Annotated in this window: 26 protein-coding genes; 2 read left to right on the forward strand and 24 right to left on the reverse strand. The window is 36.5% G+C overall.

From position 1 onward, the window contains the following. Positions 1–17: 17 nt before the first annotated feature. From QVA17_RS02505 to mtaB, 6 genes are all read right to left on the reverse strand, one after another. Positions 18–569 carry a cell division protein SepF gene (locus QVA17_RS02505; RefSeq protein ID WP_287386216.1) on the reverse strand — a complete coding sequence of 184 codons (552 nt, stop codon included), beginning with the start codon at positions 567–569 and terminating at the stop codon, positions 18–20. 67 nt (positions 570–636) lie between these two features. Beyond that, positions 637–1329, reverse strand: a complete 693-nt coding sequence (locus QVA17_RS02510) for a YggS family pyridoxal phosphate-dependent enzyme (RefSeq protein WP_287386217.1) — start codon at positions 1327–1329, stop codon at positions 637–639. Between the two features lie 20 nt (positions 1330–1349). Next, complete coding sequence (locus tag QVA17_RS02515) at positions 1350–2774, reverse strand: HlyD family efflux transporter periplasmic adaptor subunit (RefSeq protein ID WP_287386218.1); 1425 nt, start codon at positions 2772–2774, stop codon at positions 1350–1352. Between the two features lie 106 nt (positions 2775–2880). Next, entirely contained in the window at positions 2881–4074 is a 1194-nt protein-coding gene (coaBC, locus tag QVA17_RS02520; protein ID WP_287386220.1) for a bifunctional phosphopantothenoylcysteine decarboxylase/phosphopantothenate--cysteine ligase CoaBC, read from the reverse strand. Between the two features lie 9 nt (positions 4075–4083). Beyond that, positions 4084–4869 (reverse strand): type III pantothenate kinase, encoded by a 786-nt coding sequence (locus tag QVA17_RS02525; protein WP_287386255.1) that lies wholly within the window; start codon positions 4867–4869, stop codon positions 4084–4086. Positions 4870–4898: 29 nt separating this feature from the next. After that, complete coding sequence (gene mtaB / locus QVA17_RS02530) at positions 4899–6317, reverse strand: tRNA (N(6)-L-threonylcarbamoyladenosine(37)-C(2))-methylthiotransferase MtaB (RefSeq protein ID WP_287386221.1); 1419 nt, start codon at positions 6315–6317, stop codon at positions 4899–4901. 158 nt (positions 6318–6475) lie between these two features. Here mtaB and QVA17_RS02535 point away from each other — a divergent pair, with 158 nt between their 5' ends. Next, positions 6476–6709 carry a PTS sugar transporter gene (locus tag QVA17_RS02535; protein ID WP_027430646.1) on the forward strand — a complete coding sequence of 78 codons (234 nt, stop codon included), beginning with the start codon at positions 6476–6478 and terminating at the stop codon, positions 6707–6709. Positions 6710–6837: 128 nt separating this feature from the next. On the opposite strand, the gene thiI is transcribed toward QVA17_RS02535, so the two are convergent. From thiI to QVA17_RS02620, 17 genes are all read right to left on the reverse strand, one after another. Next, entirely contained in the window at positions 6838–8019 is a 1182-nt protein-coding gene (gene thiI, locus QVA17_RS02540; protein ID WP_074521261.1) for a tRNA uracil 4-sulfurtransferase ThiI, read from the reverse strand. A 48-nt stretch (positions 8020–8067) separates the two neighbouring features. Then, positions 8068–9225, reverse strand: coding sequence for a cysteine desulfurase family protein (locus tag QVA17_RS02545; RefSeq protein WP_287386225.1), 1158 nt, complete (start codon positions 9223–9225; stop codon positions 8068–8070). 63 nt (positions 9226–9288) lie between these two features. Further along, the gene (locus QVA17_RS02550) at positions 9289–10032 is read right to left on the reverse strand and encodes a 16S rRNA (uracil(1498)-N(3))-methyltransferase (protein WP_027430643.1); all 744 of its coding nucleotides are present in this window, start codon (positions 10030–10032) and stop codon (positions 9289–9291) included. 15 nt (positions 10033–10047) lie between these two features. Further along, positions 10048–11007, reverse strand: a complete 960-nt coding sequence (prmA, locus tag QVA17_RS02555) for a 50S ribosomal protein L11 methyltransferase (protein ID WP_027430642.1) — start codon at positions 11005–11007, stop codon at positions 10048–10050. A 136-nt stretch (positions 11008–11143) separates the two neighbouring features. After that, positions 11144–12529, reverse strand: a complete 1386-nt coding sequence (locus tag QVA17_RS02560) for an aminopeptidase (protein ID WP_287386228.1) — start codon at positions 12527–12529, stop codon at positions 11144–11146. A 251-nt stretch (positions 12530–12780) separates the two neighbouring features. Next, complete coding sequence (locus tag QVA17_RS02565; RefSeq protein ID WP_287386230.1) at positions 12781–13974, reverse strand: hypothetical protein; 1194 nt, start codon at positions 13972–13974, stop codon at positions 12781–12783. Between the two features lie 134 nt (positions 13975–14108). Then, on the reverse strand, positions 14109–14435 hold the full coding sequence (locus tag QVA17_RS02570) for a hypothetical protein (RefSeq protein WP_287386232.1): 327 nt from the start codon (positions 14433–14435) through the stop codon (positions 14109–14111). A gap of 27 nt (positions 14436–14462) precedes the next feature. Beyond that, on the reverse strand, positions 14463–15269 hold the full coding sequence (locus QVA17_RS02575; RefSeq protein ID WP_287386234.1) for an N-acetylmuramoyl-L-alanine amidase: 807 nt from the start codon (positions 15267–15269) through the stop codon (positions 14463–14465). Beyond that, entirely contained in the window at positions 15266–16378 is a 1113-nt protein-coding gene (locus tag QVA17_RS02580; RefSeq protein WP_287386235.1) for a YARHG domain-containing protein, read from the reverse strand. The genes QVA17_RS02575 and QVA17_RS02580 overlap by 4 nt, the downstream gene beginning before the upstream one ends. 313 nt (positions 16379–16691) lie before the next feature. After that, a complete protein-coding gene (locus QVA17_RS02585; protein WP_287386236.1) occupies positions 16692–17159 on the reverse strand; it encodes a rhodanese-like domain-containing protein in 468 nt (155 codons plus the stop codon). Positions 17160–17170: 11 nt separating this feature from the next. Continuing rightward, positions 17171–17647 (reverse strand): pyridoxamine 5'-phosphate oxidase family protein, encoded by a 477-nt coding sequence (locus tag QVA17_RS02590; RefSeq protein WP_287386238.1) that lies wholly within the window; start codon positions 17645–17647, stop codon positions 17171–17173. A gap of 159 nt (positions 17648–17806) precedes the next feature. Continuing rightward, the gene (locus QVA17_RS02595) at positions 17807–18223 is read right to left on the reverse strand and encodes a DUF523 domain-containing protein (RefSeq protein WP_287386240.1); all 417 of its coding nucleotides are present in this window, start codon (positions 18221–18223) and stop codon (positions 17807–17809) included. A gap of 91 nt (positions 18224–18314) precedes the next feature. After that, entirely contained in the window at positions 18315–19037 is a 723-nt protein-coding gene (locus QVA17_RS02600; protein ID WP_074521273.1) for a DUF554 domain-containing protein, read from the reverse strand. Between the two features lie 244 nt (positions 19038–19281). After that, on the reverse strand, positions 19282–20205 hold the full coding sequence (locus tag QVA17_RS02605) for a SufB/SufD family protein (protein ID WP_027430635.1): 924 nt from the start codon (positions 20203–20205) through the stop codon (positions 19282–19284). After that, entirely contained in the window at positions 20205–20945 is a 741-nt protein-coding gene (locus tag QVA17_RS02610; RefSeq protein ID WP_027430634.1) for an ABC transporter ATP-binding protein, read from the reverse strand. Before QVA17_RS02610 ends, QVA17_RS02605 begins: the two co-directional genes overlap by 1 nt. A gap of 43 nt (positions 20946–20988) precedes the next feature. Further along, positions 20989–21600 (reverse strand): SMC-Scp complex subunit ScpB, encoded by a 612-nt coding sequence (gene scpB, locus QVA17_RS02615; RefSeq protein ID WP_287386245.1) that lies wholly within the window; start codon positions 21598–21600, stop codon positions 20989–20991. A gap of 3 nt (positions 21601–21603) precedes the next feature. After that, entirely contained in the window at positions 21604–22380 is a 777-nt protein-coding gene (locus QVA17_RS02620; protein ID WP_027430632.1) for a segregation and condensation protein A, read from the reverse strand. A 207-nt stretch (positions 22381–22587) separates the two neighbouring features. On the opposite strand from QVA17_RS02620, the gene QVA17_RS02625 reads away from it, so the two are divergent. Then, a complete protein-coding gene (locus tag QVA17_RS02625) occupies positions 22588–23469 on the forward strand; it encodes a YihY/virulence factor BrkB family protein (protein WP_287386247.1) in 882 nt (293 codons plus the stop codon). Between the two features lie 80 nt (positions 23470–23549). Here the strand turns inward: QVA17_RS02625 and QVA17_RS02630 are convergent. Then, on the reverse strand, positions 23550–24312 hold a 763-nt coding region (locus tag QVA17_RS02630), incomplete at its 5' end, for a PhoH family protein (RefSeq protein WP_287386248.1).

Genomic DNA, 24312 nt, shown 5'->3' on the forward strand with positions numbered 1-24312 from the left:
GATGGCAAAATCTTTAATTATAACTGACTAATATCAGACTTAGACTTAACACCTGCTAAATCAATTCCGCCACCAACTAATTCAGGAATGTCACCTGAAATATCTACATTAGGAGGTGTTACAAGGAAGATAAAGTTAGTAATCTTCTGTAAGTTACCTCTGATTGCGTATGTTGAACCAGCAGAATAATCAATAATTCTCTGAGCTATCTCAACATGAATACCTTCTAAATTAAGAACAACAGCCTTACCGTAAAGTAAAGTATCTGTAATTTCCTTAGCATCTTCCATAGACTGAGGTCTAATAACAACAACCTCTAATTCCTTTGGAGTCTGTGTCTTAATAGGTACGATCTTAGTACGAGACTGACTTGACTTTTGTCTTTCTGGAACTGAAACTGAATCAGCATCGTTCTTCTTACCACCGAAGATGTTTCTTCTGTCATTAGTTGTTTCTTCATCTTCTTCGTAGTCTTCTTCTAAATCATCATATCCTTCTTCTTCGATATCCTCGTAGTCGTCTTCTTCGTTAAATTTGAAAAAATCTGTAATCTTATCTATTGCTCCCATTTTTCTTCTCCTTATTCCCAATCGATTTTCCACAGCAATATAAAATTCTGTCCATAAAATACATAAACTATTTATTATAGTTTCTCTCACCAAAAATTGCTGTGCCAACTCTTACATGAGTCGCACCTTCTTCAATGGCTACCAAATAATCGTTAGTCATCCCCATTGAAAGAACGCTCATACTAACATTATCTATGTTTTTATCATTGATGTCAACTAATAATTTATTTAGTCTTTTAAAATATTGTCGATTTTCTTCTGCGTCGCTAACGTATGGAGCACTAGTCATTAAGCCTTTTACGCAGATATTAGGCAATTTTGCAATTTCTTTAACTGCCTCTTCAACCTCTTCTACTTTAAAACCAAATTTATTTTCCTCAAGAGCCACATTAACTTCAAGTAAAATGTCCATATTTACGCCTTTTTTAACGGCTTCATCACTGATTGCCTTAGCAAGTCTAAGGGAATCTACTGAATGGATCATTTTAACATTTTCAATGATGTATTTAATCTTATTTCTTTGCAAATGTCCAATCATATGCCAATGGATATCTTTAGGTAGAGTTTCCATTTTTGTTGCAAGTTCCTGGACATAATTTTCGCCAAATTCTCTAACGCCTTCGTTATATAATTCTTCTATCATTTCATTTGGCTTTGTTTTGCTGACCGCTAAAACAGTAATGTCTTTAGGGTCTCTGCCGGCCTTAAGGGCGGCCTTTTTAACGTTTTCTAAAACTTCCTTGTAATTCTCAACTACCATAATTACTCCTTTTTCGACAATCAGTAGATCAGCTCACCTTCGCTGTATTTCTTTGCGTCAAGTAAAATTCTATCGTAGAGTTCAACGCCTTTTGTAGCATTGTTTTCTAGGATACAATACTCGTCGTTTTTCTTCAAAATATTTCCTACCTTAAATTCTGTAAAGCCAGAATTTACGCAGTAAACACCGTTAAGTGATGCTGTCTTTATATCAGAATAGGTTTCTTTACTATCCTCTTTTATTAAGACAAAGGAATCTGACGGGAACAGATTTGGATCTACGTAAATGTAGTCATCACTAGTATCCGTTGTGTCGTTGTCCTCTGTATAATATCTAGCTACTTTAATAAAGGTCTTTTTAGTCTCCCCATTTTCTTCATAGCTAATTAGATATCCTTTTTCATTACCACTTGAAGTTAAATAGCTAGTTGGAAGTACGTAGAAATCCTTTGTTGTCATTGCTGAGCTTGGAACCTTAATTCCTGTTGCCTCATCCACAACAAGTTCAATATCTAAGTATCTTTCTGTAGCATATCGAATCATATATTTTGAAAGTGACATTTTTCCAAAATATTGTCCATTAACTTCAACTAATTCAAAGCCACAACTTGTGGATATACCGTCGGACTTGAAGTTTACTGTAACTGTAGATGCATTTGTCAAATCAAGCTGTTCAACTTGAGACTTAGAAAGGGAAATATATAGATTCCAATTCTCGCTATTTACAATTTTGTAAGCGGCATCGCCAGCTGCAATGGTATCTTCACCACTGGTATTTTTTAGTACATTTTTTTCATAATTATTTTTATTAAAGCAAGAAGTAGATAACTGATCCTCGCTAAAATTTTCATAGCCATCTGTGCTATAAACCACCACTCCTGCTGCCTCAGAGCCCACGGCATTAAAGAAGTTAGCATTTCCTGTTGAATCGATTAAAGAATCAAGATTTTCCATAATATCTGCGCTTATAGATGCAAGAATTGTAGAATTCAAATCTGTCTTTAAATTATAAATTTCACTGAATTCATTAGGATCATAATTTAGCTTATACTTATCAAGTGTCTCCTTTAGTAAAGACAAATCATCGGAAGAAAGGGCATTTGAAGTATCGGTGCTATAGCTTGCCAAAAGATCAGCAACTTTGCCGGTTTCATCCACTGAATAAACCGTCTCTCCATTAGCCACCTTACTGCCCTCAACCTGATAATAGTTAACGAAACCCGAATAATTTGAATAATAAACTGTCTCGTCACGAATAGCTAAGGCCGTGAAACTCTCGCTGTCATAAAGACTACCAAGCGCAGTTTCATAAGTCTTAACCGAACTTTTTGTAGCGTATAAAAAGACAAAACAAACTACATAAAATGCAATTAACACAAAAGTTACAACTGCAATTACTTTGTCATAATTACGCCTATATTTAATTACCTTTTTATTTTTAGCCATTAATCAATTTGCCCCTTATATAAATTTTCTACCCTATCTACCCTATTATTATGAACGCAGTGTAAGCAATCCCCCGCTTCAAAAGCGTAAGCTTTACAATGTATTTCTACTTTCTTAAAGTCATAATCTCATCAAGTAACTTAGACGCCACTTCTTCCTTAGACATAATCGGAAGTTCCTTAATATCTGACTTTGTAATAAGTGTAACTACGTTAGTATCTGTACCAAAACCTGCTCCAGCCACCTTTAGATTATTACAAACTATCATATCGAGATTCTTCTTATCAAGCTTCTTTCTTGAGTTCTCAATTAAATTTTCTGTCTCCATTGAAAAACCGCAAAGGAAGAGCTTATCTGACTTGTTTGCTCCAAGACTAGCAAGTATGTCATCAGTTCTCTCTAGATTAATTGACATATCTCCGTCTTTTTTCTTAATCTTCTCATCTGCCACTGTATCTGGTCTGTAATCTGCCACTGCAGCAGCCTTAATAACAATATCAGCATCCTTAGCTTCTTCAACTACCGCCTCATACATATCTCTTGCTGAAACTACATCAATAGCATCTACAAAGCGAGGTTTATCTAGGCTTGTAGGACCTGAAATAAGTGTTACATTTGCACCACGCATCATAGCAACCTTTGCGATTGCGTAACCCATCTTACCTGTGGAATTATTGGAAATGTATCTCACAGGGTCGATTTTCTCTCTTGTAGGTCCTGCAGTTACTACCACCTTAAGGCCTTCAAGGTCATGAGGCATAGCAATTTCACGAAGGATATTGTCCATTAAAACCTCTTCTGAGGCTAACTTTCCAATACCTATATCATTACAAGCAAGTCTGCCTGATGCTGGTGTAATAAAATGCATACCATAGCTCTTTAACTTAGCTATATTGTCCTGAACAATTCTGTTAGTATACATGTTAGTATTCATAGCAGGTGCCACATAAATTGGGCACTTAGCTGCTAGTAGAGTTGTTGTTAACATATCGTCTGCAATACCTGCTGCCATCTTGCCAATAACATTAGCGGAAGCAGGAGCTACAAGGAAAATGTCTGCCTTTTTAGCCAAAGATACATGCTCTACATTAAATTGGAAATTTCTATCAAATGTATCAACAATACATTTATTACTTGTTAAAGTCTCAAATGCAATTGGATTGATAAAATTTGTAGCATTTTCTGTCATAATAACGTCAACATTGGCATGCTGTTTAACTAACATGCTTGCTAGGTTGGCTATCTTATAGGCCGCAATACTTCCTGTCACTCCAATTACTACATTCTTATTAGTTAACATAAAACTCTCCTAATCTACATTTTTATCATAAATAATTTTAAGTCCCTTAATTAAAAGCTCAGGATCTTCAATAATCTTCTCTTCACAATTAGGAATTACAACACTTGCAAGACCGCCAGTTGCCACAACCTTAGCTTCTGGCTTTCCATTTTTACCAAAGCCAGCTTCACGAGTTAAACGGCGAATCATTCCGTCGATACAAGCTGCATTTCCATAAACAAGGCCAGACTTCATGCAATCTACAGTGTTCTTTGCGATTGACTTTTCCGGTGCCTCAAGGGAAATCTTAGGTAACTGTGCTGTTCTTGAAACTAGGGAATCATGAGACACTCTAATTCCTGGTAAAATCGCACCACCAATGTAATTAGCCTTCTCATCCACCACACTAATTGTTGTAGCAGTTCCAAGATCAATAATAATTACAGGTGCGCCGTATTCATGAATAGCCCCCACTGCATCAACGATTAAATCAGAACCTACTTGACGAGGCTGATCCATAAGGATGTTAAGGCCTGTCTTAATGCCAGGACCTACAATCATAGGAACTACGCCAACTGTCTTAATTACTGCCTCTTTAATGATATTAACTAAAGATGGCACAACTGAGGAAATAATTGAACCCTTAATGTCCTCAGGCTTTATATTATATAATTCAAGAACCGTCTTAAAACCTATTGCATACTCAAGCTCCGTCTTTGATGGGTCTGTAGATAATCTCTCCTCAAAAATTACACGGTTATTATCCACGCATCCAACTACAATGTTAGTGTTACCCATGTCTATGGCAAGAATCATTCCTGCCTCATTCTTTCTAGTCTTCATATTTACTCTCCGATAATTGAGCAAAGAACTGTCTCGTTATCGCTCATTAAACTTTCTGCTTTAATTTTTACAATAGTATTAACTATTTTATCTTCACTTACTATAGAATAACCTTTAAATGCCTCTTTTTCAATAGCTACACGAATATAATTCTTAGTATAACCTGTATAATATTCCTTATCATCAATTGTAACCAGCTCCTCAATTAAGACATCAGCAAACTTAGTATTCTCAAGGAAATCCTTTCTATAAGCCAAAGAATTAACCTTTGTCATAAGTAAAAGTGAATTACTTCTCTTATTTTTATCCTTACCGTTTACCTGAGCCGGCATCTTATCAGCAACCGTACCCTTTCTTCTTGAGTATTTGAAAATGTGCATCTCATAGAAGTTTACCTTCTTTAGGTACTCATAAGTCTCATTAAAGTCCTCATCTGTCTCCCCTGGGAAACCAACAATAATATCTGTTGTAAGAGCTGGCTTATCTAGGTATTTACGAAGTCTTTCAACACCCTCCATAAATTCCTTTGTATCGTATTTTCTATTCATAGCCTTTAGAGTCTTATCATTTCCACTTTGAAGGGATAGATGAAAATGTGGACAAAGCTTAGGCATTTTCGCAATTTCCTTAGCAAATTCCTCTGTAATTACTCTTGGCTCAAGTGAGGAAAGTCTGATTCTTTCAATTCCATCAATCTCATTGATAGCCTTAATTACATCAAGAAGGCCTATATGGGCTGTTGCATTTTCATTAGCAAGATAATCATCGCTAGCTAGACCCTTGTCGCTTTCCTTTACAAAGTCGAGGCCGTAACTTGTAATGTGAATACCAGTTAAAACCACTTCCTTAAAGCCTTTAGCCGCCAAGCCCTTAACTTCCTCAACGATATCAGAAATCTGTCTGCTTCTGATTCTTCCACGAACGTATGGAATAATACAGTAAGAACAGAACTGGTTACAACCATCTTGAATCTTTATATAGGCTCTAGTATGCTCAGATACTGTCTCGATTGTAAGATTCTCATAATTTGAATCCTTATTTATATCATTCATGAAAACGTTGCAAGTGCTGTCCTTATAGTATTCCTCTAAGGCCTCAACAACGCTAAATTTTCTATTATTACCAATTACAATATCTACACATTCATCTGCAATAACTCCTGCGCTATCTGATTCAACGTAACAACCGCAGGCGATAACCACCGACTCTGGGTTCATTTTCTTAGCCTTATGAAGCATCTGACGAGACTTTCTATCGGCTATATTAGTAACGGAACAAGTATTGATTACATAGACATCAGCTAAAACATCCTCCTTAAAAGGGACGATCTCATAGCCCGCCTTTCTAAACAACTCTTCCATTGATTCTGTTTCATATGAATTAACCTTGCAACCAAGGCTATGTAATGCTACTTTTTTCACTAAATTCCTCTTTTCAAAAATGTATTCTCTATGTTATTGTTTTAACAACCCACAACTAAGTTAGAATCTATCTAGTCTCTAAAATAAATTTTACTAGTTGACAGTAAGATTTTTAGTGGCTAGAATGATTATATAAAATAATGTAGGAGGTAGACAAAATGAAGACTGTTCAGATTTCATTAAACTCTATTGATAAAGTTAAGTCTTTCGTTAATGATATCACTAAGTTCGATGTTGACTTTGATTTAGTTTCTGGTAGATACGTAATTGACGCTAAGTCAATCATGGGTATTTTCTCTCTTGACCTTTCAAAGCCAATCGACCTTAATATCCACGCAGAGAACGACATTGATACAATTCTTTCTGTATTAAAGCCATATATCGTTGAATAATATTATTAACTAAGCCCCAGCCCTTAAAGGCTGGGGCTTTTTTTACCTTGTTCATTGGGAACATCGCGCATTAAATGCGCTTCGCGCGGCGCGACGCTACATAATAACTAGTTTCACTAGTTATTACATTACTCACATACAATTTTTTCTACTGTGCTCATTGCTCTTTCATACATTTCGTCTATAACTTCATCTAAATTGTGTTCGTGTCTCTTAATTACACTTAAGTTAGGCTTTGTTACTGGATGTTTAGCAACAAAGATTGTACAGCAATCTTCGTAAGGTAAGATTGATGTCTCGTATGTTCCAATCTTTTCTGAGATATCGATGATATCCTGCTTATCAAAAGCGATAACTGGTCTAAATACTGGAAGTGTACAAACTTCGTTAGTACATGTAAGGCTAGCCATTGTCTGAGATGCAACCTGACCAATTGATTCACCTGTTACTAAGCCGTTACAGCCGCTCTGTTTAGCTAAATCTTCAGAAATCTTCATCATTAAACGTCTCATAATGATTGTTAATTCATCATGTGGACACTTCTCATAAATAGCTAACTGAATCTCAGTGAAATCTACTACGTTAAGTGTGATAGGACCTGCATACTTAGAAACGATCTTAGCAAGGTCAACAACCTTCTGCTTTGCACGTTCTGAAGTATATGGAGGTGCGTGGAAATATGTTGCTTCGATTTCAACACCGCGCTTTGCAACCATGTAAGCTGCAACTGGGCTATCAATACCGCCTGATAAAAGAACCATTGCCTTACCTGCAGTTCCGATTGGCATTCCGCCAGGTCCAGGGATTTCAATTGAGTAAATATTAATGATTTCTCTAATTTCAACCTGAACTAAAACTTCTGGATTATGTACATCAACCTTTGTTTCAGGGAAGGCTGTAAGAATAGCCTCACCTAAGTCCATGTTGATTTCCATAGAATTCTTTGGATAGTTCTTTCTTGCACGACGTGACTCTACCTTAAAGGTAAAGTTCTTATCTTCATAAGCCTTACCGATATAGTCAACTACGTGAGCTGCTAAATCTTCAAAGCCATTATCTTCAATCTGAACTACAGGGCAGATTCCATGAATACCAAATACTCTTGAAAGTGCCTCAATAGTCTCATCATAATCATAAGAATCAGATAAAACCTTAGCATAGATTCTACCCTGTCTCTTAATAACATCAAATTCACCCTCTACATTTTTAAGAGCGTGCTTGATCTGTCTAACTAAAGCGTCTTCGAAAAGGTAACGGTTCTTACCCTTAACGCCAATTTCACCATACTTAATTAAAAAAGCCTTGTACATATTGTTTCCTTTCTTCTTAGTACTAAACTGCTAAAGCAGTTGCTACAATTACTTTCTAACAAATCTACGTAACTGAGGCACCAATGTATTTAAAACCTCAAGTGCATAATCAATTTCTTCAATGCTTGTTTCATAGTTAAAGCTAAATCTTATTGTTGAATCTAATAGGTTATTATCAAGGCCAATAGCCACTAAAGTGTTGCTAAGGCCTGGCTTGTTTGAAGAACAAGCTGAACCTGAAGATACGTAGATATTCTTTTCTTCAAGGGCATGAAGTAAAACTTCTGCTCTAACATCCTTAAAACTAGCTGAAACTATCTGAGGAGCTGACTCTCCGTCTCTCTTACTGTTAATCTGCACATCTTCCATTTTTTCAAGACCATCAATTAAATGATCCTTAACTTCGTAGAGATGTTCAATTTTCTTATCAAAATCACTATTATAGATGAGTTCAACAGCCTTTCCAAGACCTGCGATTGCTGGAACATTTTCAGTACCAGAACGCATACCCTTTTGCTGTCCGCCTCCGTAAATAATAGGCTTGATGCGAGTCTTGTCCTTTATATACAAAAATCCTGAACCCTTAGGGCCATGAATCTTGTGACCACTTACTGATAAAAGGTCGATGCCAAGCTTCTTTGGGTAAATTCTAAACTTACCGTAAGACTGAATAGCATCCACATGATAAATAATATCTGGATTATATTCCTTAACGATACGTCCGATTTCTTCAATTGGCTCAATGGCACCAATTTCATTGTTAACGTGCATACAGCTAACTAAAATTGTTTCCTCATCAAGTGCTTCCTTTAAAGCCTCTAAATCCACAATACCCTCTGAGTTTACAGGGAGGTAAGTTACTCTAAAGCCTTCTTTTTCAAGGAAATTGAAAGGCTCCTTAACTGAGGCATGCTCAACTGAGCTAACAATTAAGTGATTGCCCTTACGCTTATTAGCCATGGCAGTTCCTATAATTGCTGTATTGTTAGATTCTGTTCCACCTGATGTGAAAAGAATCTCTTTATCTAATACCTTAAGGCTCTTAGCAATGATGCTTGCTGCTTCCTTAACGTAGTTTTCAGCCTCCACGCCCTTCAAATGCTTAGCCGATGGGTTACCGTAGTTAACCTGCATGGCCTCAATCATAATCTGCACAACAGAATCTGCTGTACGTGTAGTTGCTGAATTATCTAAATACGCTTCCATTTTTCACACTCCAAATCTCGTAACTATCTAATGTCGCGATTAAATATTTCTTTAAAAATGTCTTTATTCTTCAAAATTATACATAAGCACGCTCATAAGCATAAGGCCTGCAGTTTCAGTTCTAAGAATTCTCTTACCAAGAGTAACAATCTCACAACCTGCCTCAATAGCCCTATCAAGCTCGTCTCTATCAAAGCCGCCTTCAGGACCTATAAAAATGCCCACCTTATCACCAGGCTTTATAGAATTAACCACATCCTTAGTATGTGCCATTCCATCAGCGCATTCGTAAGGAAGTATTAACTTATCAAGCTTTCCAGCTTCTTTTAGTGCCTCTGTAAAAGACATTGGTGATTCCACCTTAGGAATAATGCTTCTTTTACTCTGCTTAGCAGCACTTAAAGAAATCTCATTCCATCGTTTTATTTTATTGTCTGCCTTCTTTTTGTCAAGCTTAACGATGCATCTTTTCATAGATACAGGGTAAAAGCCAGTCATACCGAGTTCGACACATTTTTGAATAATAAGTTCCATCTTATCTTGCTTAGGTAAACCCTGAAAGAGATAAACCTCAATTGGAAGTTCATTAGTCTTCTCACGTTTCTCCTTAATTGTTACCCTTACAAGCTCATCTGAGAGGCTATCAATAAGGCAAGAATAATCAAGATTATCTCCTGTACTAACTAAAACCTCGTCGCCTGTCTTTAGTCGCAGTACATTTTTAATATGATTAACATCTCCGCCAACTATATCAATATAGCCTTCCTCTTCAAATGTGTTCTCATGTTCTGCAAAAAAATGATACATAGTCTACACCAACCTTTAGTTTGCTCTTCTTGCTGTAACATTTACCCATTCACCATCATGGTTAACTTCAACGATTTCAAGGTGAGGATTCTTCTTAAATGCAGTAACAACCTCTTCTTCCTTGCTATCGATGATACCTGATGTAATGAAGTAAGCGCCAACTTTCATATGCTCGTGAATGCATGTTGAGAGAGGTTCAAGTACATCTGCTAAAATGTTAGCGCAGACGATATCGTACTTCTCGTAACCGCAAGCATCCTTAATTGCCTTGTCATCAATAATATTACCTTCAATGACCTCTAACTGGCTGTGAGAAATGTCATTCTGGTCTGCATTTTCATGACTTGCAATAATAGCATTAGGATCAAGATCTGTTCCAAAGGCATGACCTGCGCCATACTTAAGAGCAACTACTGATAAGATACCGCTACCACAGCCTACATCTAAAACTTCGTCCCCTGACTTAACATACTTTTGAAGCTGTCTAATTACAAGACGAGTTGTTTCGTGGGAACCTGTACCAAAGGCAGTTCCTGGATCTATTGAAAGAATAGGATGTCCCTTCATCTCTTCAGTTACCTCTTCCCAAGTTGGCTTAATGTAGAGGTCGCCGATGTTAAAGGTATGCCAGTACTGCTTCCAGTTGTTAATCCAATCCTTATCTTCTGTCTCTGATTCAGTGATTGTACCTTCACCTACATTACAAAAGATACGTAGGCTCTCGATTTCATCCTTAACTTTATCTAAGATTGTATGGTCATCATCCTCTGAGTCAAGATAGAAGTTAACAACTGCGCTTCCATCGTCTTCTGGCAAATCTGGAATAAAATCAACAAACATAGATTTAGCCTCTTCCTTAGTTAACTGAACATTGTCACAGATTTCGATTCCTTCAATTCCAAGTTCTGATAAAGAAGCACTGATTAAATCCACCGCTTCAGTTGTAGTTTTTATTGAATATTTATTCCACTTCATCCTTATTTCTCCATTTCTTTTTATTACATAAAAACTACAAGCCCCAATAAAATCTATTTAAAGTAAATAGTATCAGGGCTTGCATTAAATTAAGCTATCTAATTTTAACCTAAAGATAAGTATATATCAAGTGATTTTAAGCATCCTTTAAGAAGGCTTCATAACACTTAAGAGCTTCCCAAAGGTCAGCCTTTGAAATAATCTCATGTGGAGCATGCATGTTAAGAACTGCAATACCACTATCGATTACGTTCATATCGAGGTTAGCTAAGATGTAAGCGATTGTTCCGCCGCCACCTGCATCTACCTTACCAAGTTCAGCTGTCTGGAAGTTAACCTTGTTATCATCGCAGATCTTTCTAATCTTAGCAACGTACTCTGCTGAAGCATCGTTAGAACCTGACTTACCACGAGCGCCTGTGTACTTATTAAATACAACACCACGGCCAAAGTAAGCTGAATTCTTCTTCTCAAATACTGATGCATAGTTTGGATCAAATGCAGCTGAAACATCAGAGCTTAACATAAATGAGTTAGCAAGTGCTCTTCTAAGCTTGAGATCAGAATAATCTCCGCATCTATCCATAAGTTCAGCGACCATATTTTCAAAGAACTTAGACTGCATACCTGTTGCACCAACAGATCCGATTTCTTCCTTATCAACGAGGATACAAACACCAGTCTTCTTTAAGTTCTGTGAGTTAAATAAAGCGATGAGTGATGGGTAAGAACAAGACTTATCATCATGACCGTAACCCATAATCATTGATCTATCTAAACCGTAATCTCTAGCAGGACCTGCTGGAACCATTGTAAGTTCAGCTGATAAGAAGTCCTCTTCTTCGATATTGTACTTTTCCTTAAGGATATTTAAGATATTCTTCTTAACTAATTCCTTCTCGTCTTCTTCGCCTTCAGCTGGCATGCTACCAACTAAAACATCAAGCTGTTCACCTTCAACAACCTTACTACCCTTCTTTTCCATCTGCTCAGCAGCTAAATGGATAAGTAAGTCAGATACACCAAGAACTGGATCAGATGGATCTTCACCAACAGTAACATCGATTACTGAACCGTCCTTTAATGCAACTACACCGTGAAGTGCAAGAGGTGTTGCTGTCCACTGATACTTCTTAACGCCGCCATAGTAGTGAGTATCAAGTAAAACAAGTTCTGTATCTTCGTATAATGGGTTCTGCTTAATATCAAGTCTTGGTGAATCAATATGAGCACCTAAAATGTTCATACCATTCTCAAGTGGCTCTTCACCGATGTTAAATAACACGATAGCCTTCTTCATATTAACTGCATAAACCTTATCGCCAGCCTTTAAAGTCTTGCCAGCCTTAATAACTTCATTTAAATCTTCATAACCAGCTGCCTTAGCGAGCTTAACAGATTCTGTTACGCACTCTCTTTCTACCTTAGCCTTGCTAATGAACTGTCTGTAATCTTCTGCAAAATCAAAAACAGCTTTCTTAGTAGCAGCATCGTATGTCTTCCAAGCATTAGCTCTTTCCATAATCAATTTCCTCCTAGTTCCAATCCCAAAAAGGATCTAAATGTGTTTTGAAAAATGTAAATGCGTTCAATCAAGCATTCTTGCTTAAATTGAAAGTTATAATCATTAAAAATCATAACGTATACAAGTTTACTATTGAATTTTTAACTTGTAAAGTCAGCTTTTGTATATATTAATTAGTATCTACTAACTAATGTAAGGCAAAACACATCTAATGTCCAATTAAGATTTTCTAAACTAATAAAGAAAATTTACAAAACAAGGTCCACATGACTTATAGTGCCTACAGCCCCACTGCTCTCCTTTAGATAAACGCCAGTCCTTTTAATCTCTGCATTTAAGTTATTCTCACTATCCTTTAAGCTAAACTGACTATTGGCGCTATCAAGATAAATCGCCCCCACATCTGCCTTCTTTAAATCAATAAGCAAATCTCTTCCTTCACTATCCTTTGTCCAAACCTTAAGCTTATTAAATATAGAATCATTTTCATCAATCCAGCCATTGCCATCTTCATCGTATACGTCTAAATCCTTAAAGCCATCCCCTGACTTTGTGCCAAAAAGCTCGGAACCATCGTTAATTACGCCATCGTTATTCTTATCTAATGCTAAAAAGCCCGAACCTTCTCCTGCAAAGGAAATGCTCTCTTCATCCCCATCTGCATCCAAATCAAAGAAAAACTTCTGATCAGAAACGCTAGTAATATTGCTATCTAAGTTAATAACAAGCGGGTCCATCTTAATGTAGTCCTTAACCTCTAGCATGTTAGTCTCTGCCATAAAAGCCCTAGACATGCTAAGTTCTAAATTAAAGTCAATGGATCTACCGTCTGCCGTCACCACTTTTCCTGTGCTTGAAAATGTAGTGCTTTCCTGTTCTGAAACAAAACCAGTACTTGCTGTGATTTTCTGCCAGGCTGTGCCATTGCTAACCCCTCTATTTTCAGAAGGGCTAAAAACTTGTCCTGTCACTGAAGTTGAGGATGAAAATACATTGCTAGAACTAGTGGCAAGTCCTGCCGCCACGTTTTTCTTAGAATTTCCTGAAGGCTTTACATTTTCATAATTACGCAAAAAATCCTTACCTACCTTCTTTCCTGCAAGGGCCGCTAAAATCTCTTTAATCATCTTAATCTTCATATCTAGCTCATCGCTAATCTGATATTGATTAGAGTTTTTGTTAGCCTTTAGGAGTTTAGCAAGAGAATTAAGATTTCTTGCTTCATTTTCCTCTCTATGCTTCTTTTCGTTTTCTTTCTCCTGTTTTTGGTAACTTAGCATGGCCTCTTTCATGGTCATGCCCTTAGATTCTTTTGATAAGTCAAGAATGGCAATTACTGCCCCTTTAGATGCCGCAACGTCCATACTTACAGACTCCTTAAACTCAAAGGAACTCTCTTCATGTGTTGTGGCAAAAGAAATAACACTGCTTTCAACCTTCATAACGGACTCCTTTCCGTAAACGAGGGTAAATCCATTTACCCAATAAAAAAGTTTCTAGAAAAGCCTAGTAAGACTAATCTAGAAACTATATCGACAGGCTTTAGTAAAAACTTTAGCCCTAAATTATATTTTTTTCATTTCTTATATTTCTTTGTAATCACAATACTATATACTGCCATCACCACAATGGTTTCAAACATAACTCCCACCATCGACAGTATTATAAAGGGATTATTCTTTCCCATCAGAAGTGGTATCCCAAGTAAATTAAATATCAAGCCATAGGCAATAAATAATAATCCTGTTGCTAGGTTATAAGCCTTAACATCTTTAACCTCAAAAGGTTCAGAGTTAGCCCAGAAACCTGCCGGTTTTTTTGAAAATATATCTATTATTCCTAACAACATAATTCCAAAACCAACAATAATCCATATGGTAAATCCAAAAACTGCCCCACTCATAATAATATCCCCCTTTTTTCATAGTAATTACAATCCTAAATAAGCATCAATTCCATTTGCAATACCATCTACAATCTTATTCTGGTAAGCATCTGTGGACATCAAATAGTCCTCATTAGAATTTGTCATATAGCCCATTTCAACAATAGTTACAGGAACCTGACACCAGTTAATTCCACTCATTGTATCAGTCTCCCAAACGTATTCTTTTCTACATCCAGTAGCAGCAACCATTTTCTCTAACACATTAGTTGAAAGGGACTTGCTCTTAGAATAAAGGCTTGCGTTGTATGGATTTGAAGAGGTTTGGCAAATAGTCATAGCCCCATTAGCACTAGAATTAGTCGAACCGTTAGCATGGATTCTAATAAATGCGTCTGCATTTGCATCATTAGCAACCTTTGCTCGCTCGCTATTACTAATATTTACATCATTAGTAGTTCTAACCATAATGACCTCATAGCCACGACTCTCTAACTCAGTTTGAAGCTTTAAAGAAACTTCTAAATTTAGTTCATACTCATAAAGTCCTGTAGAAACTCCACGAGTTCCACTAGAAACCTTGGCTTTCATTTCTGATGCACCAGGTCCTACAGGTTCTAAACTAGAATCGCCTTTAGCTTGGTGACCAGCATCAATAACTACCACGTAGCCATTCGTTGTGCTTTCCTCTTCAGTTGTAGTTTCTTCGACTACATTTTCAGTAACTGATTCTGTCTCTGCCTCAGTAGTTTCAGTAGTCTCATTTGCAGTATTCTTAGTAGAATTCCCGCAACCTAGTAAAATTGATGCAAAAATCACTGGTAAAAATACTAATTTTAAGCTCTTTATCATCTGTAGTTCATTTCCTCCTCGTAAGACACGATTGTATCTTTGTTCTTTAACTCAGTTTCAGTTAACATGTCGTCAGTGAAATCGTTTGGCTCAATTGTGCCTTTATACCATGATTTAGAGTCAAAATAGCTCTGAAGTGCTTCGTCATTGAATTTTCTACCATGTCTTGCGTAAAGCTCGTTTCTTGCAATTCGAAGCTCTTCCTGAGTAAGTCCCACAAGATCTTCCTTTGTAAGTAAACGTGTGTCACTATCTGCAATAACATATTCTGAATTATCAGTAGATTCTGTCTCAGCTTCTGTGCTGCTTTCAGTCTCTTTATCCTTGTTCTTATTGCTCTTTGAACTTGTATTATTATCATCGCTAACTGTAGTTACCTGACTATTAGCACTATCTGACTTATCCTTATTAAAGAAATCCTTTGAGAAAAGTAAAGCAATAACCACTATGAGACATACAATTACAAGTCCCATAACTGTGATTATAATCTTATTATTAGAGCTCTTCTCACCAGTTGGCTTTGGAGTCTTAGCTGGCTTAGGAGCCTTTGCAGCTTTAGCTTTCTTAACTGGAGCTGCTGCCATATTTTGCATTGGATTAGCCTGATATGGTATCTGCTGACCTTGATATGGCATCTGCTGATTTGGCATCTGCTGGCCCTGGTATGGCATCTGCTGATTTGGCATCTGCTGACCCTGGTATGGCATCTGCTGATTTGGCATCTGATTTACTGGCGCATCCATCATCGGTGCCTGATTTTTAGTTTCTACAGCCTCACCCTCACCTGTAGAATTCATGTTAGTGTCTGTCATTTCCATAATCTTATCAGCTAAACCGCCAATATCTTCTGTGTTCATATTATCAACAGGAGCTTCATTAACTGAAGCCTGCTGAATAATTTCAGGAGCTTCGTTAACTGAAGCCGACTGACTCATATCAGGAGCTTCGTTAACTGGAGTCGACTGATTCATATCAGGAGTTTCGTTAACTCCTTGTGAAACATTTGTCATTCCAAGCGGCTGATTATCTACTCTTTTTACCGGAGTGCCACATTTAGGACAAAATTTGGCAGTATCTGGCAATTGGTTTCCACATTTTCTGCAAAACATAATTTGCACCTCCAAAATATTCATTGTTGTTTAACTCAAACTTACTTGATTATACTTTCATTTTAAAAATTTCTCAAGTAATAATGAATATAATCTATTTTTCTCGTCACTATCTATCTCCTATAAATGAGAAAAAGGCAAGCCCTAAGGCTTGCCCACAAATCTCATTATGTCTTTATTTGTAAAGCGGACATTCGGAATCCGCTTCGCTACTTCCTCATGAACGCAGTGGCACTTTGTGCCACCTGTCAGAAGGGGCTTTAACCCCTTCTGACACTAGTAAGCTTTATACCCCCGCTTAAATCTTACGCTTTTAAAGCGAGGGATTGCTTACACTGCGTTCAATTTCTCCAGTCCAATCAATGATGCCACCAAACTCAATTATATTAGTGTAACCAATTCTAGCTAGCTTACTTGAAGCTTGCTTACTACGATTACCGCTTCTACAATACACATAAACTGTCTTATTTAGATCCTCTAAACCAGCAATTGTGTTTGTAGTTATATTTTCATTGGCATAATTAATAGCTCCTGGAATGTGACCAGCTGCGTATTCTTCAGGACGTCTAACATCAAGAATCACATAATCTCCTGGCTGGCTAAAAATTTCCTTTGCTTCCTGCATTGTAATTGACTTGTAACTTACCATATCTTCTCCTTCCGTAACACTGGAAGAACTAGCATTATTGCTTGTGTCACCTGATAGTATGCTGCTTAACGCAAATGCGACTAAACACAAAACAATCAAAGCGGCAATAATCACAAAAATCCTACTCTTCATACATCTACTCCTTACGATTCGTTAACAAGCTTACCAGTTATATGCTCAGGCACTAGCTCTAAGCACTGTACCCTTGAGAATGCAGCCTTCATTTCTTTTTCAAGATATTCATTGTCATCTGTAAATTTCTTTACGAGCTCTGTACAAATCATTCTAGCTGTTTCTTCATCCTCCACAAGTCTGATTTTTCCAAAAACAATAACGCTCTTTATATTAAGGGCCCAATCGCCTTCTTTTCTATAGCCCTCATCATAGACGCAAAAACTAGCCTTCTCATAGGCCTTAATAGAATCAATCTTATGGCCTTCCTTAGCTCCATGAAAATATATCTTTCCATCCTCACTAGAATAGAAATGATTAATAGGCATTCCATAAGGATAACCGTCATCCCCAAGTAAAGATAGAACGCCTCTTTTGGTATTCTTTAAAATCTCAATACACTCATCATTTTCTAACTGTTGCTTGAATCTTCTCATTTTTCTAAACATCTTTAACTCTCCTTACCTTAAATTTAGTTTTCTCACCTTCTAAGACCTAACGGTAAAGAAATGATGTTACTCCCACAACCCGGTGGCCATAGGCATCAATATTTGTTTATAATCTTTCTTAATTCTAATGAATGTATAGTCTTATGGCAAGTAATTTTTTTATAAATCCTTAACGTCGATATATTTAATATTGTGTTCTTTTAGAAGCTGCACAAAAACACCATCTCCAGGAATTAATTTTTTTGAAAATGTACCATCATAGATAGTATCAGGCCCACAGGAAGGACTTCTAGACTGTAAAATTACAAGCTCTGCTCTAGAATTTAACACCTTTTCAAGGGCAATACGTGCCCCTTCTCTAAATTCCTTATCTACTGATACTCCATCCTTGTGACGAACCACACCATTAACAATTTCTGATGGTTCTCTAGGTGTTGGAAGTCCACCAAAAACTTCAGGACAGACAGGAATTACCTCATGTCCCTTTATATATTCTAAAACTTTTTCGTTTCTATTATTCCCACCATTATATTTACAATTTTGTCCAAGTAGACAAGCACTAACTGCTATAACCATAAAATACTCCCTTCTTTTTCTAGTCCTTATTATACAAAAATAATTGCAATAAAAAAAGGCCAGCAAAAGCTGACCAAAATTTGTAAAAAATTTACATTCCTAACACACTAGTCCAGAAATAACTTACAGGCATTACAAGTATCATAGCTATTATCATGTCCGCTGTTGGAAACATTTTCACCTTAATCATTCTAAAGCCAGTGGCAAGAAGTAGAATTCCGCCGCAAGCCTTAAAATCCCCAATCATAGCAGGTGTTGTAAGGGGATAAATCACTCCTGCTAGTAAGAATAAAATCATAAAAATTACAAACTGAGGGATTGCAATAGCAGAAACTACTGCACCAAGTAAACATGCAAAAATAATTGCTGTAAAGAAATCAAGAATAGATTTTGAATATAGAATTGACTGATCTCCTGTCATTCCTGATACGATTGAGCCATAAATTCCCGTTCCACTTGCGCAAAATAATACGATGATAGTTACAAGTGTGTTACTAAACTCTTCCTCTGAAAGACCTGTTGACTTCTGGTGAACAAACTTAGAAACCACAAGCTCCATTTTAGAACAAGCCCAAGTAATCTTATCTCCAAAGTGAATTGCAAGGCCAAGGGCAGTTCCCACAACCACTGAGAAAATCACAGCTGGCATATTTTCCATCTCAGTTATAGCATTGATTCCCATGGTCATTGCGCAGGCGCCAAAAATCATATTTAGTTTTTCCTTAAAGTCTAGGCTTAGTAAGTGGCCTGCAAATGTACCTACAATTCCTCCTATAAAAACTGACAAGACATTAATAATTATTCCTGTTGGCATAATACATCTCCCTTTTTTTCATAAATTTTATAAACCTCCCAGTCCATTATAAAAACAAATACACATAAAAATTAGAGACAAAACTCGAAAGAGTTAGTCTCTAATTTAGTTACAATGTGATATGTTATTGTTCGTTAGTTATTATATAAAACAATAGTCAAGACTCTCAATAAACTAATTATTGGGGCCTATCAAAAAATATTTTATACATTTTATGAATTAATTTGATTACAATTCAAAATAATCATCTTAAGAAACCAGCAACAATCTGCTCTTCTGCCTCTTCTTCTGTAAGACCAAGAGTCATAAGCTTTGTTAACTGATCACCAGCAATCTTACCAATGGCAGCTTCATGAATAAGTGCAGCATCAACATTTTTCGCATCAAGCTTTGGAATAGCAACAACGTGAGCATTACCCATAATAATTGCATCACAAGCTGCATGACCGTTACATGCTGTATTACCTTCAATTGAAACTTCGAAAATCTGCTCAGAATCGTCCTTTGCAACAGAACGAGAAACTACATCAGCAGATGAACCTTCACCATTTAAAACAACCTTATAATCTGATGTTGCCTTCTGCTCACCATGAGTCATTAAAGCCTCATGAATAAGGAGTGTAGCACCAGCCTTAAGTTCAGCATAGTTAGTACGAACAGTAGAGTCAACACCCTTAACCTGTACCATCTCCATCTCAACGTAGCTGCCCTCTTCCTGATAAACATTAGTAACAGGATTAAGGACACGTGAGCCCTTGCCATCGCCTTCACCGTAGTGCTTTTCAACATACTTAACTCTAGCATTCTTTTCAACGTGTAAAGAATGGATACCATCGTGCTCAGAATCCTGATCACCACAGTTTGAAATACCGCAACCTGCAACAATAGTTACATCTGCGCCTTCACCAATGTAGAAATCATTGTAAACCATTTCCTTAAGGCCACTCTCAGTTAAAACAACTGGAATATGTACGCTTTCACCCTTAGTACCTGGCTTAATAATGATATCAATACCTGGCTTATCCTTCTTTGTTACAATATCAATATTAGCAGTTGTATTTCTTGCAGCGCTCTCACCGTTAGCTCTAATATTATAAGCCCCCTGTGGAATGCTGTCTAAATTAGCAACTTCATGTAAAATGTTCTTCTGAATAGCATTAATCTCCATTACTTATCACCTCCTAATTTCTCACATGCAATACTAGCTGCAGCAGGTGTACCAAGTAATTCAGGTAAAATCTCGTCCTTTGAACCCTTCTTCTTAACCTTACCATTTTCAATAACAACGATTTCATCGGCAATGTTTAAGATACGTTCCTGATGGGAAATAACAATAATTGTACCCTTGATTTCCTGTCTCATATTTTCAAAAACTTTTATAAGGTTCTGGAAACTCCAAAGATCAATACCAGCTTCTGGCTCATCAAAGATTGAAAGCTTTGTTCCTCTTGCAAGAACTGTAGCAATTTCAATACGCTTTAATTCACCACCGGATAGAGATGCATTTACCTCACGATTAACATAGTCCTTAGCACATAAGCCTACCTTTGAAAGGTACTCACATGCCTCAATTGTAGTAATCTTCTCGCCAGCAGCAAGTCTAAGTAAGTCTACAACTCTGATTCCTTTAAAATGTACTGGAGCCTGGAAGGCAAAACTAATACCCTTCTTTGCTCTCTCAGTGATATTAAGATTTGAAATATCTTCACCATCTAAAATAATCTTACCTGATGTAAGAGTGTTCACACCCATAATAAGCTTGGCAAGAGTTGACTTACCGCCGCCGTTAGGTCCTGTAATTACGATAAATTTACCATCTTCAACAGTTAGGTCTAAGTGGTCAATAATTTCTTTAGTCTTTTCCTTCTCATCTTCAACCTGATAAGAAAGATCTTTAATCTCTAACATAACATTTACTCCTAAAAATTTCTAACGCTTAAATTGTATTCAATTAAATATTAAGTGTCAATTGTTCCTCGCCAGAATCTAGATTATTATCAAAATCTTCCTTGGCAATTTCAAGTTCTGCCTCTTCCTTATATTGCTCAACCATGTCCTCAGAAATTGTAGGAAGTTCATCAATAGACGAAACTCCAAAGCTTCTTAAGAAATCCTCTGTTGTACCAAAAAGCATTGGACGACCTGGAGCATCAAGTCTTCCAACCTCCTTGATTAAATTAAGCTCCACAAGCTTACTAACGCTATGGTCTGAGTTTACGCCTCTGATCTTCTCAATCTCAATCTTAGTGATTGGCTGCTTGTAAGCAACGATTGATAAAGTCTCAAGAGCTGCATCTGTAAGTGAATATTTACGAGGCTGTGAGCAAACTCTAATCAAATTATCGTAGTACTCATGCTTTGTGCAAAGCTGGAATTTACCATCAAGCTCAATAATGCGAATTCCTCTATCCTCGGCTTCGTACTTGTCCATCATGTTGTGAATAAGCTTAATTGTTGTATCCACATCATGTTCAATAGCAACACTTATATGTTCTGCAGAAACTGAATCACCCATTGTGAATAAAACTGCCTCAATAACAGCTTCTGTCTGTTCTATGGTCATTTATTAATCCTCCTCTATGTCCTCGATTAAATCAGGATCATTAATTACTGTAATAAATATGTCATCTGCGGTGTTGTCCTGTCTAACGGTTACAAAACCTGTCTTTATAAGTTCTAGTATTACTAAAAATGTAACAATAACCGCAACCTTACTTGAATTAGCATCTAGTAATTCTCTAAAGCTAAAGGCCTTATAATTCTTCATAAAAGCCTTGATATCTACTAACTTCTCACTCATAGATACCTCTTCTTTTTCAATCTTACCAAACTTACTTCTAACAGGATCAATCTTCTCCTCTTTACGACGAAGTACATCATGGAAAATTGCATTCAACTTAGTCAAATCGATGCCTGACACCACCTCATTTAAATCGATTGGTGGAGTGTAGTTACTTACCTCAGGAGGAATACTCTCCTTTCTATAATAAGACTTTGTAGCATCCATCTGCTTGTCCTTAAGTTCCATAGCCATTGCCTTAAAAAGCTTATATTCAAGCAGCTTTTCAACTAATTCAGCTCTTGGATCTTCCTCTTCGCCTTCTTCGTTAACCTCGCGAGGAAGAAGCATTTTCGCCTTAATATCAAGAAGTGTGGCAGCCATAACAAGGAACTCCGAAACAACGTTTAAATCCTCGTCCTTTAGCGCATCCACATATTCCATATACTGCTCAGTAATCATGGAAATAGGTATGTCATAAATATTAACCTTATTTTTATCAATCAAATGAAGCAGAAGATCAAGTGGCCCCTCAAACACCTGTAATTTTACACTTATACTCATATTTTATCTTCCCTTTAAAATTTCGTTAGCATTATAGATAAAAGCAATATCTAAATTGCCCTACATAACCCTAATATTTTACCTAAAATAAACTATTATTGCAAGATTAAGAAAATTAGGTATAATAAAAACATAAGATAAATATTAGTATTTCTTAAACTAATATTCTAACGCTTAATTTAAAAAACGGGGATAAATAAATCATTTATGAAAAAGAAATTAGATAATGCCAAGAAAAATATAGAATCAAAAAAGTTCTATCATATTTTTATTGACTGTGCTGATAAACTTGCAAATGACAGGGTTTCTGAGTACGCCTCTAGTGCCTGTTATTTCATCATTCTTAGTATCATCCCATTTTTAATGGCCCTTCTAAGTTTGATAAGATATTTACCAATTACCAGCAAAGACTTAATAGACTATATTGTTCCAATTTTTCCTGTATCACTAAAGCCAATAATTACTAGCTTTATAACTAGTGCCTATCAATCATCAGCTTCAATAACTGTACTTACAGCTATTGCTCTAATATGGGCAGCAGGAAAAGGCTTTTTTGCAATGATAAAGGGTCTACACCAAATATATGAAATCCAAGACTATCCAAATTGGCTCATTATGCGTATTATTTCTAGCATTTCAGCCATAATTTTTGTATTTATAATAGCTGCAACTCTTTGTTTTCTCGTATTTGGTAATTACATTTTCATGTTCATACTTAAATATTTAAATCACATTCCTCTTATCTCAGATATTTTTGGAACTATCCTTTTTAGCAAAAATTTATTGTTACCAATAATTTTAAGTATTTTATTTACCTCAGTATTTACCATAATTTCACGAAAAAGCACCAACTTTCTAAAGGAAATTCCAGGAGGTGTTTTTGCAGCTGCCGGTTGGATTTTATTTTCATATTTATACTCTTTATGGGTAGAGAATTCACCAAACTTATCAATTATGTATGGCGGTCTTACAACACTTGTAATTGCTTTAATGTGGGTATATTTCTGTCTCCTAATAATCTTTATTGGTGCAGAGATTAACATGTTTCTTAGACGTCACATTTATTCAAAAAAGCGTAGCAAAAAGTAGGCTTAAAGCTTAACTTTTTACTACGCTTTATACATTTTCAACGGTTTTAATCAGTAGGAATTTGTTACATTTTCCAAAGCCTAAAGAGTAAGTCTCTTGGCAGCTTCCATAGCAAGTGGGCTTCGAACAGATTCGTTTCTATCAAACACAAGCTGTGCACAAAGCTTGCTACCTCTCATCTTCTCTGCAGCAAATACAAGACCGTTATTAATCTTATCTAGTTTAGGATTATCAATCTGGTCTGGATCACCAGCAACAATAACTTTAGTTCCCATACCTGCTCTTGAAATAATCTCTAAAATTTGACCAACAGTGGCATTCTGTGCCTCATCAATAATTAGATAAGAACCTGTAATTGAACGACCTCTCATGTATGCCATTGAACAAATTTCAAGGATTCCATCCTCTAATAAATCATCAATTTGCGTATGAATCATATCCATTGACTCATTTTTCTCATTGCCCTTAAGTAAAACCTCTAAGTTATCAATAAATGGAGCAACAAGTGGTCCCATCTTCTCTTCAAGTGTACCTGGCAAATAACCAATATCAGCATCTGATAAAACATTATTTCTTGTAATCATAACCTTCTGATATCTCACATCGCCTCTACCACCTTGACTATAACTCTCATCAAGACCGGCAGCTAAAGAAAGGAAAGTCTTAGCACATCCGGCAGGTCCACGAAGAATAACTAAGGGGATCTCTTCTGGTGGCGCCATAAGTGCGTATAATGCAAATTTCTGCGCTACATTTTTACCAGTTATACCAAAAGGATGCATGTTGTCTTTGATTCTATAAAGCACGTCACCTCTGCAAATCGCAAGGGCTGTATCTGTGGGT

The sequence above is a fragment of the Lachnospira sp. genome, from assembly GCF_016290755.1.
GTDB lineage: Bacteria > Bacillota > Clostridia > Lachnospirales > Lachnospiraceae > Lachnospira > Lachnospira multipara.

Coding starts and splice junctions, on each gene's coding strand:
- QVA17_RS02505 (WP_287386216.1), bottom strand. CDS start 569: ATGGGAGCAATAGATAAGATTACAGATTTTTTCAAATTTAACGAAGAA.
- QVA17_RS02510 (WP_287386217.1), bottom strand. CDS start 1,329: ATGGTAGTTGAGAATTACAAGGAAGTTTTAGAAAACGTTAAAAAGGCC.
- QVA17_RS02515 (WP_287386218.1), bottom strand. CDS start 2,774: ATGGCTAAAAATAAAAAGGTAATTAAATATAGGCGTAATTATGACAAA.
- coaBC (WP_287386220.1), bottom strand. CDS start 4,074: ATGTTAACTAATAAGAATGTAGTAATTGGAGTGACAGGAAGTATTGCG.
- QVA17_RS02525 (WP_287386255.1), bottom strand. CDS start 4,869: ATGATTCTTGCCATAGACATGGGTAACACTAACATTGTAGTTGGATGC.
- QVA17_RS02535 (WP_027430646.1), top strand. CDS start 6,476: ATGAAGACTGTTCAGATTTCATTAAACTCTATTGATAAAGTTAAGTCT.
- thiI (WP_074521261.1), bottom strand. CDS start 8,019: ATGTACAAGGCTTTTTTAATTAAGTATGGTGAAATTGGCGTTAAGGGT.
- QVA17_RS02545 (WP_287386225.1), bottom strand. CDS start 9,225: ATGGAAGCGTATTTAGATAATTCAGCAACTACACGTACAGCAGATTCT.
- QVA17_RS02550 (WP_027430643.1), bottom strand. CDS start 10,032: ATGTATCATTTTTTTGCAGAACATGAGAACACATTTGAAGAGGAAGGC.
- prmA (WP_027430642.1), bottom strand. CDS start 11,007: ATGAAGTGGAATAAATATTCAATAAAAACTACAACTGAAGCGGTGGAT.
- QVA17_RS02560 (WP_287386228.1), bottom strand. CDS start 12,529: ATGGAAAGAGCTAATGCTTGGAAGACATACGATGCTGCTACTAAGAAA.
- QVA17_RS02565 (WP_287386230.1), bottom strand. CDS start 13,974: ATGAAGGTTGAAAGCAGTGTTATTTCTTTTGCCACAACACATGAAGAG.
- QVA17_RS02570 (WP_287386232.1), bottom strand. CDS start 14,435: ATGAGTGGGGCAGTTTTTGGATTTACCATATGGATTATTGTTGGTTTT.
- QVA17_RS02575 (WP_287386234.1), bottom strand. CDS start 15,269: ATGATAAAGAGCTTAAAATTAGTATTTTTACCAGTGATTTTTGCATCA.
- QVA17_RS02580 (WP_287386235.1), bottom strand. CDS start 16,378: ATGTTTTGCAGAAAATGTGGAAACCAATTGCCAGATACTGCCAAATTT.
- QVA17_RS02585 (WP_287386236.1), bottom strand. CDS start 17,159: ATGAAGAGTAGGATTTTTGTGATTATTGCCGCTTTGATTGTTTTGTGT.
- QVA17_RS02590 (WP_287386238.1), bottom strand. CDS start 17,647: ATGTTTAGAAAAATGAGAAGATTCAAGCAACAGTTAGAAAATGATGAG.
- QVA17_RS02595 (WP_287386240.1), bottom strand. CDS start 18,223: ATGGTTATAGCAGTTAGTGCTTGTCTACTTGGACAAAATTGTAAATAT.
- QVA17_RS02600 (WP_074521273.1), bottom strand. CDS start 19,037: ATGCCAACAGGAATAATTATTAATGTCTTGTCAGTTTTTATAGGAGGA.
- QVA17_RS02605 (WP_027430635.1), bottom strand. CDS start 20,205: ATGGAGATTAATGCTATTCAGAAGAACATTTTACATGAAGTTGCTAAT.
- QVA17_RS02610 (WP_027430634.1), bottom strand. CDS start 20,945: ATGTTAGAGATTAAAGATCTTTCTTATCAGGTTGAAGATGAGAAGGAA.
- scpB (WP_287386245.1), bottom strand. CDS start 21,600: ATGACCATAGAACAGACAGAAGCTGTTATTGAGGCAGTTTTATTCACA.
- QVA17_RS02620 (WP_027430632.1), bottom strand. CDS start 22,380: ATGAGTATAAGTGTAAAATTACAGGTGTTTGAGGGGCCACTTGATCTT.
- QVA17_RS02625 (WP_287386247.1), top strand. CDS start 22,588: ATGAAAAAGAAATTAGATAATGCCAAGAAAAATATAGAATCAAAAAAG.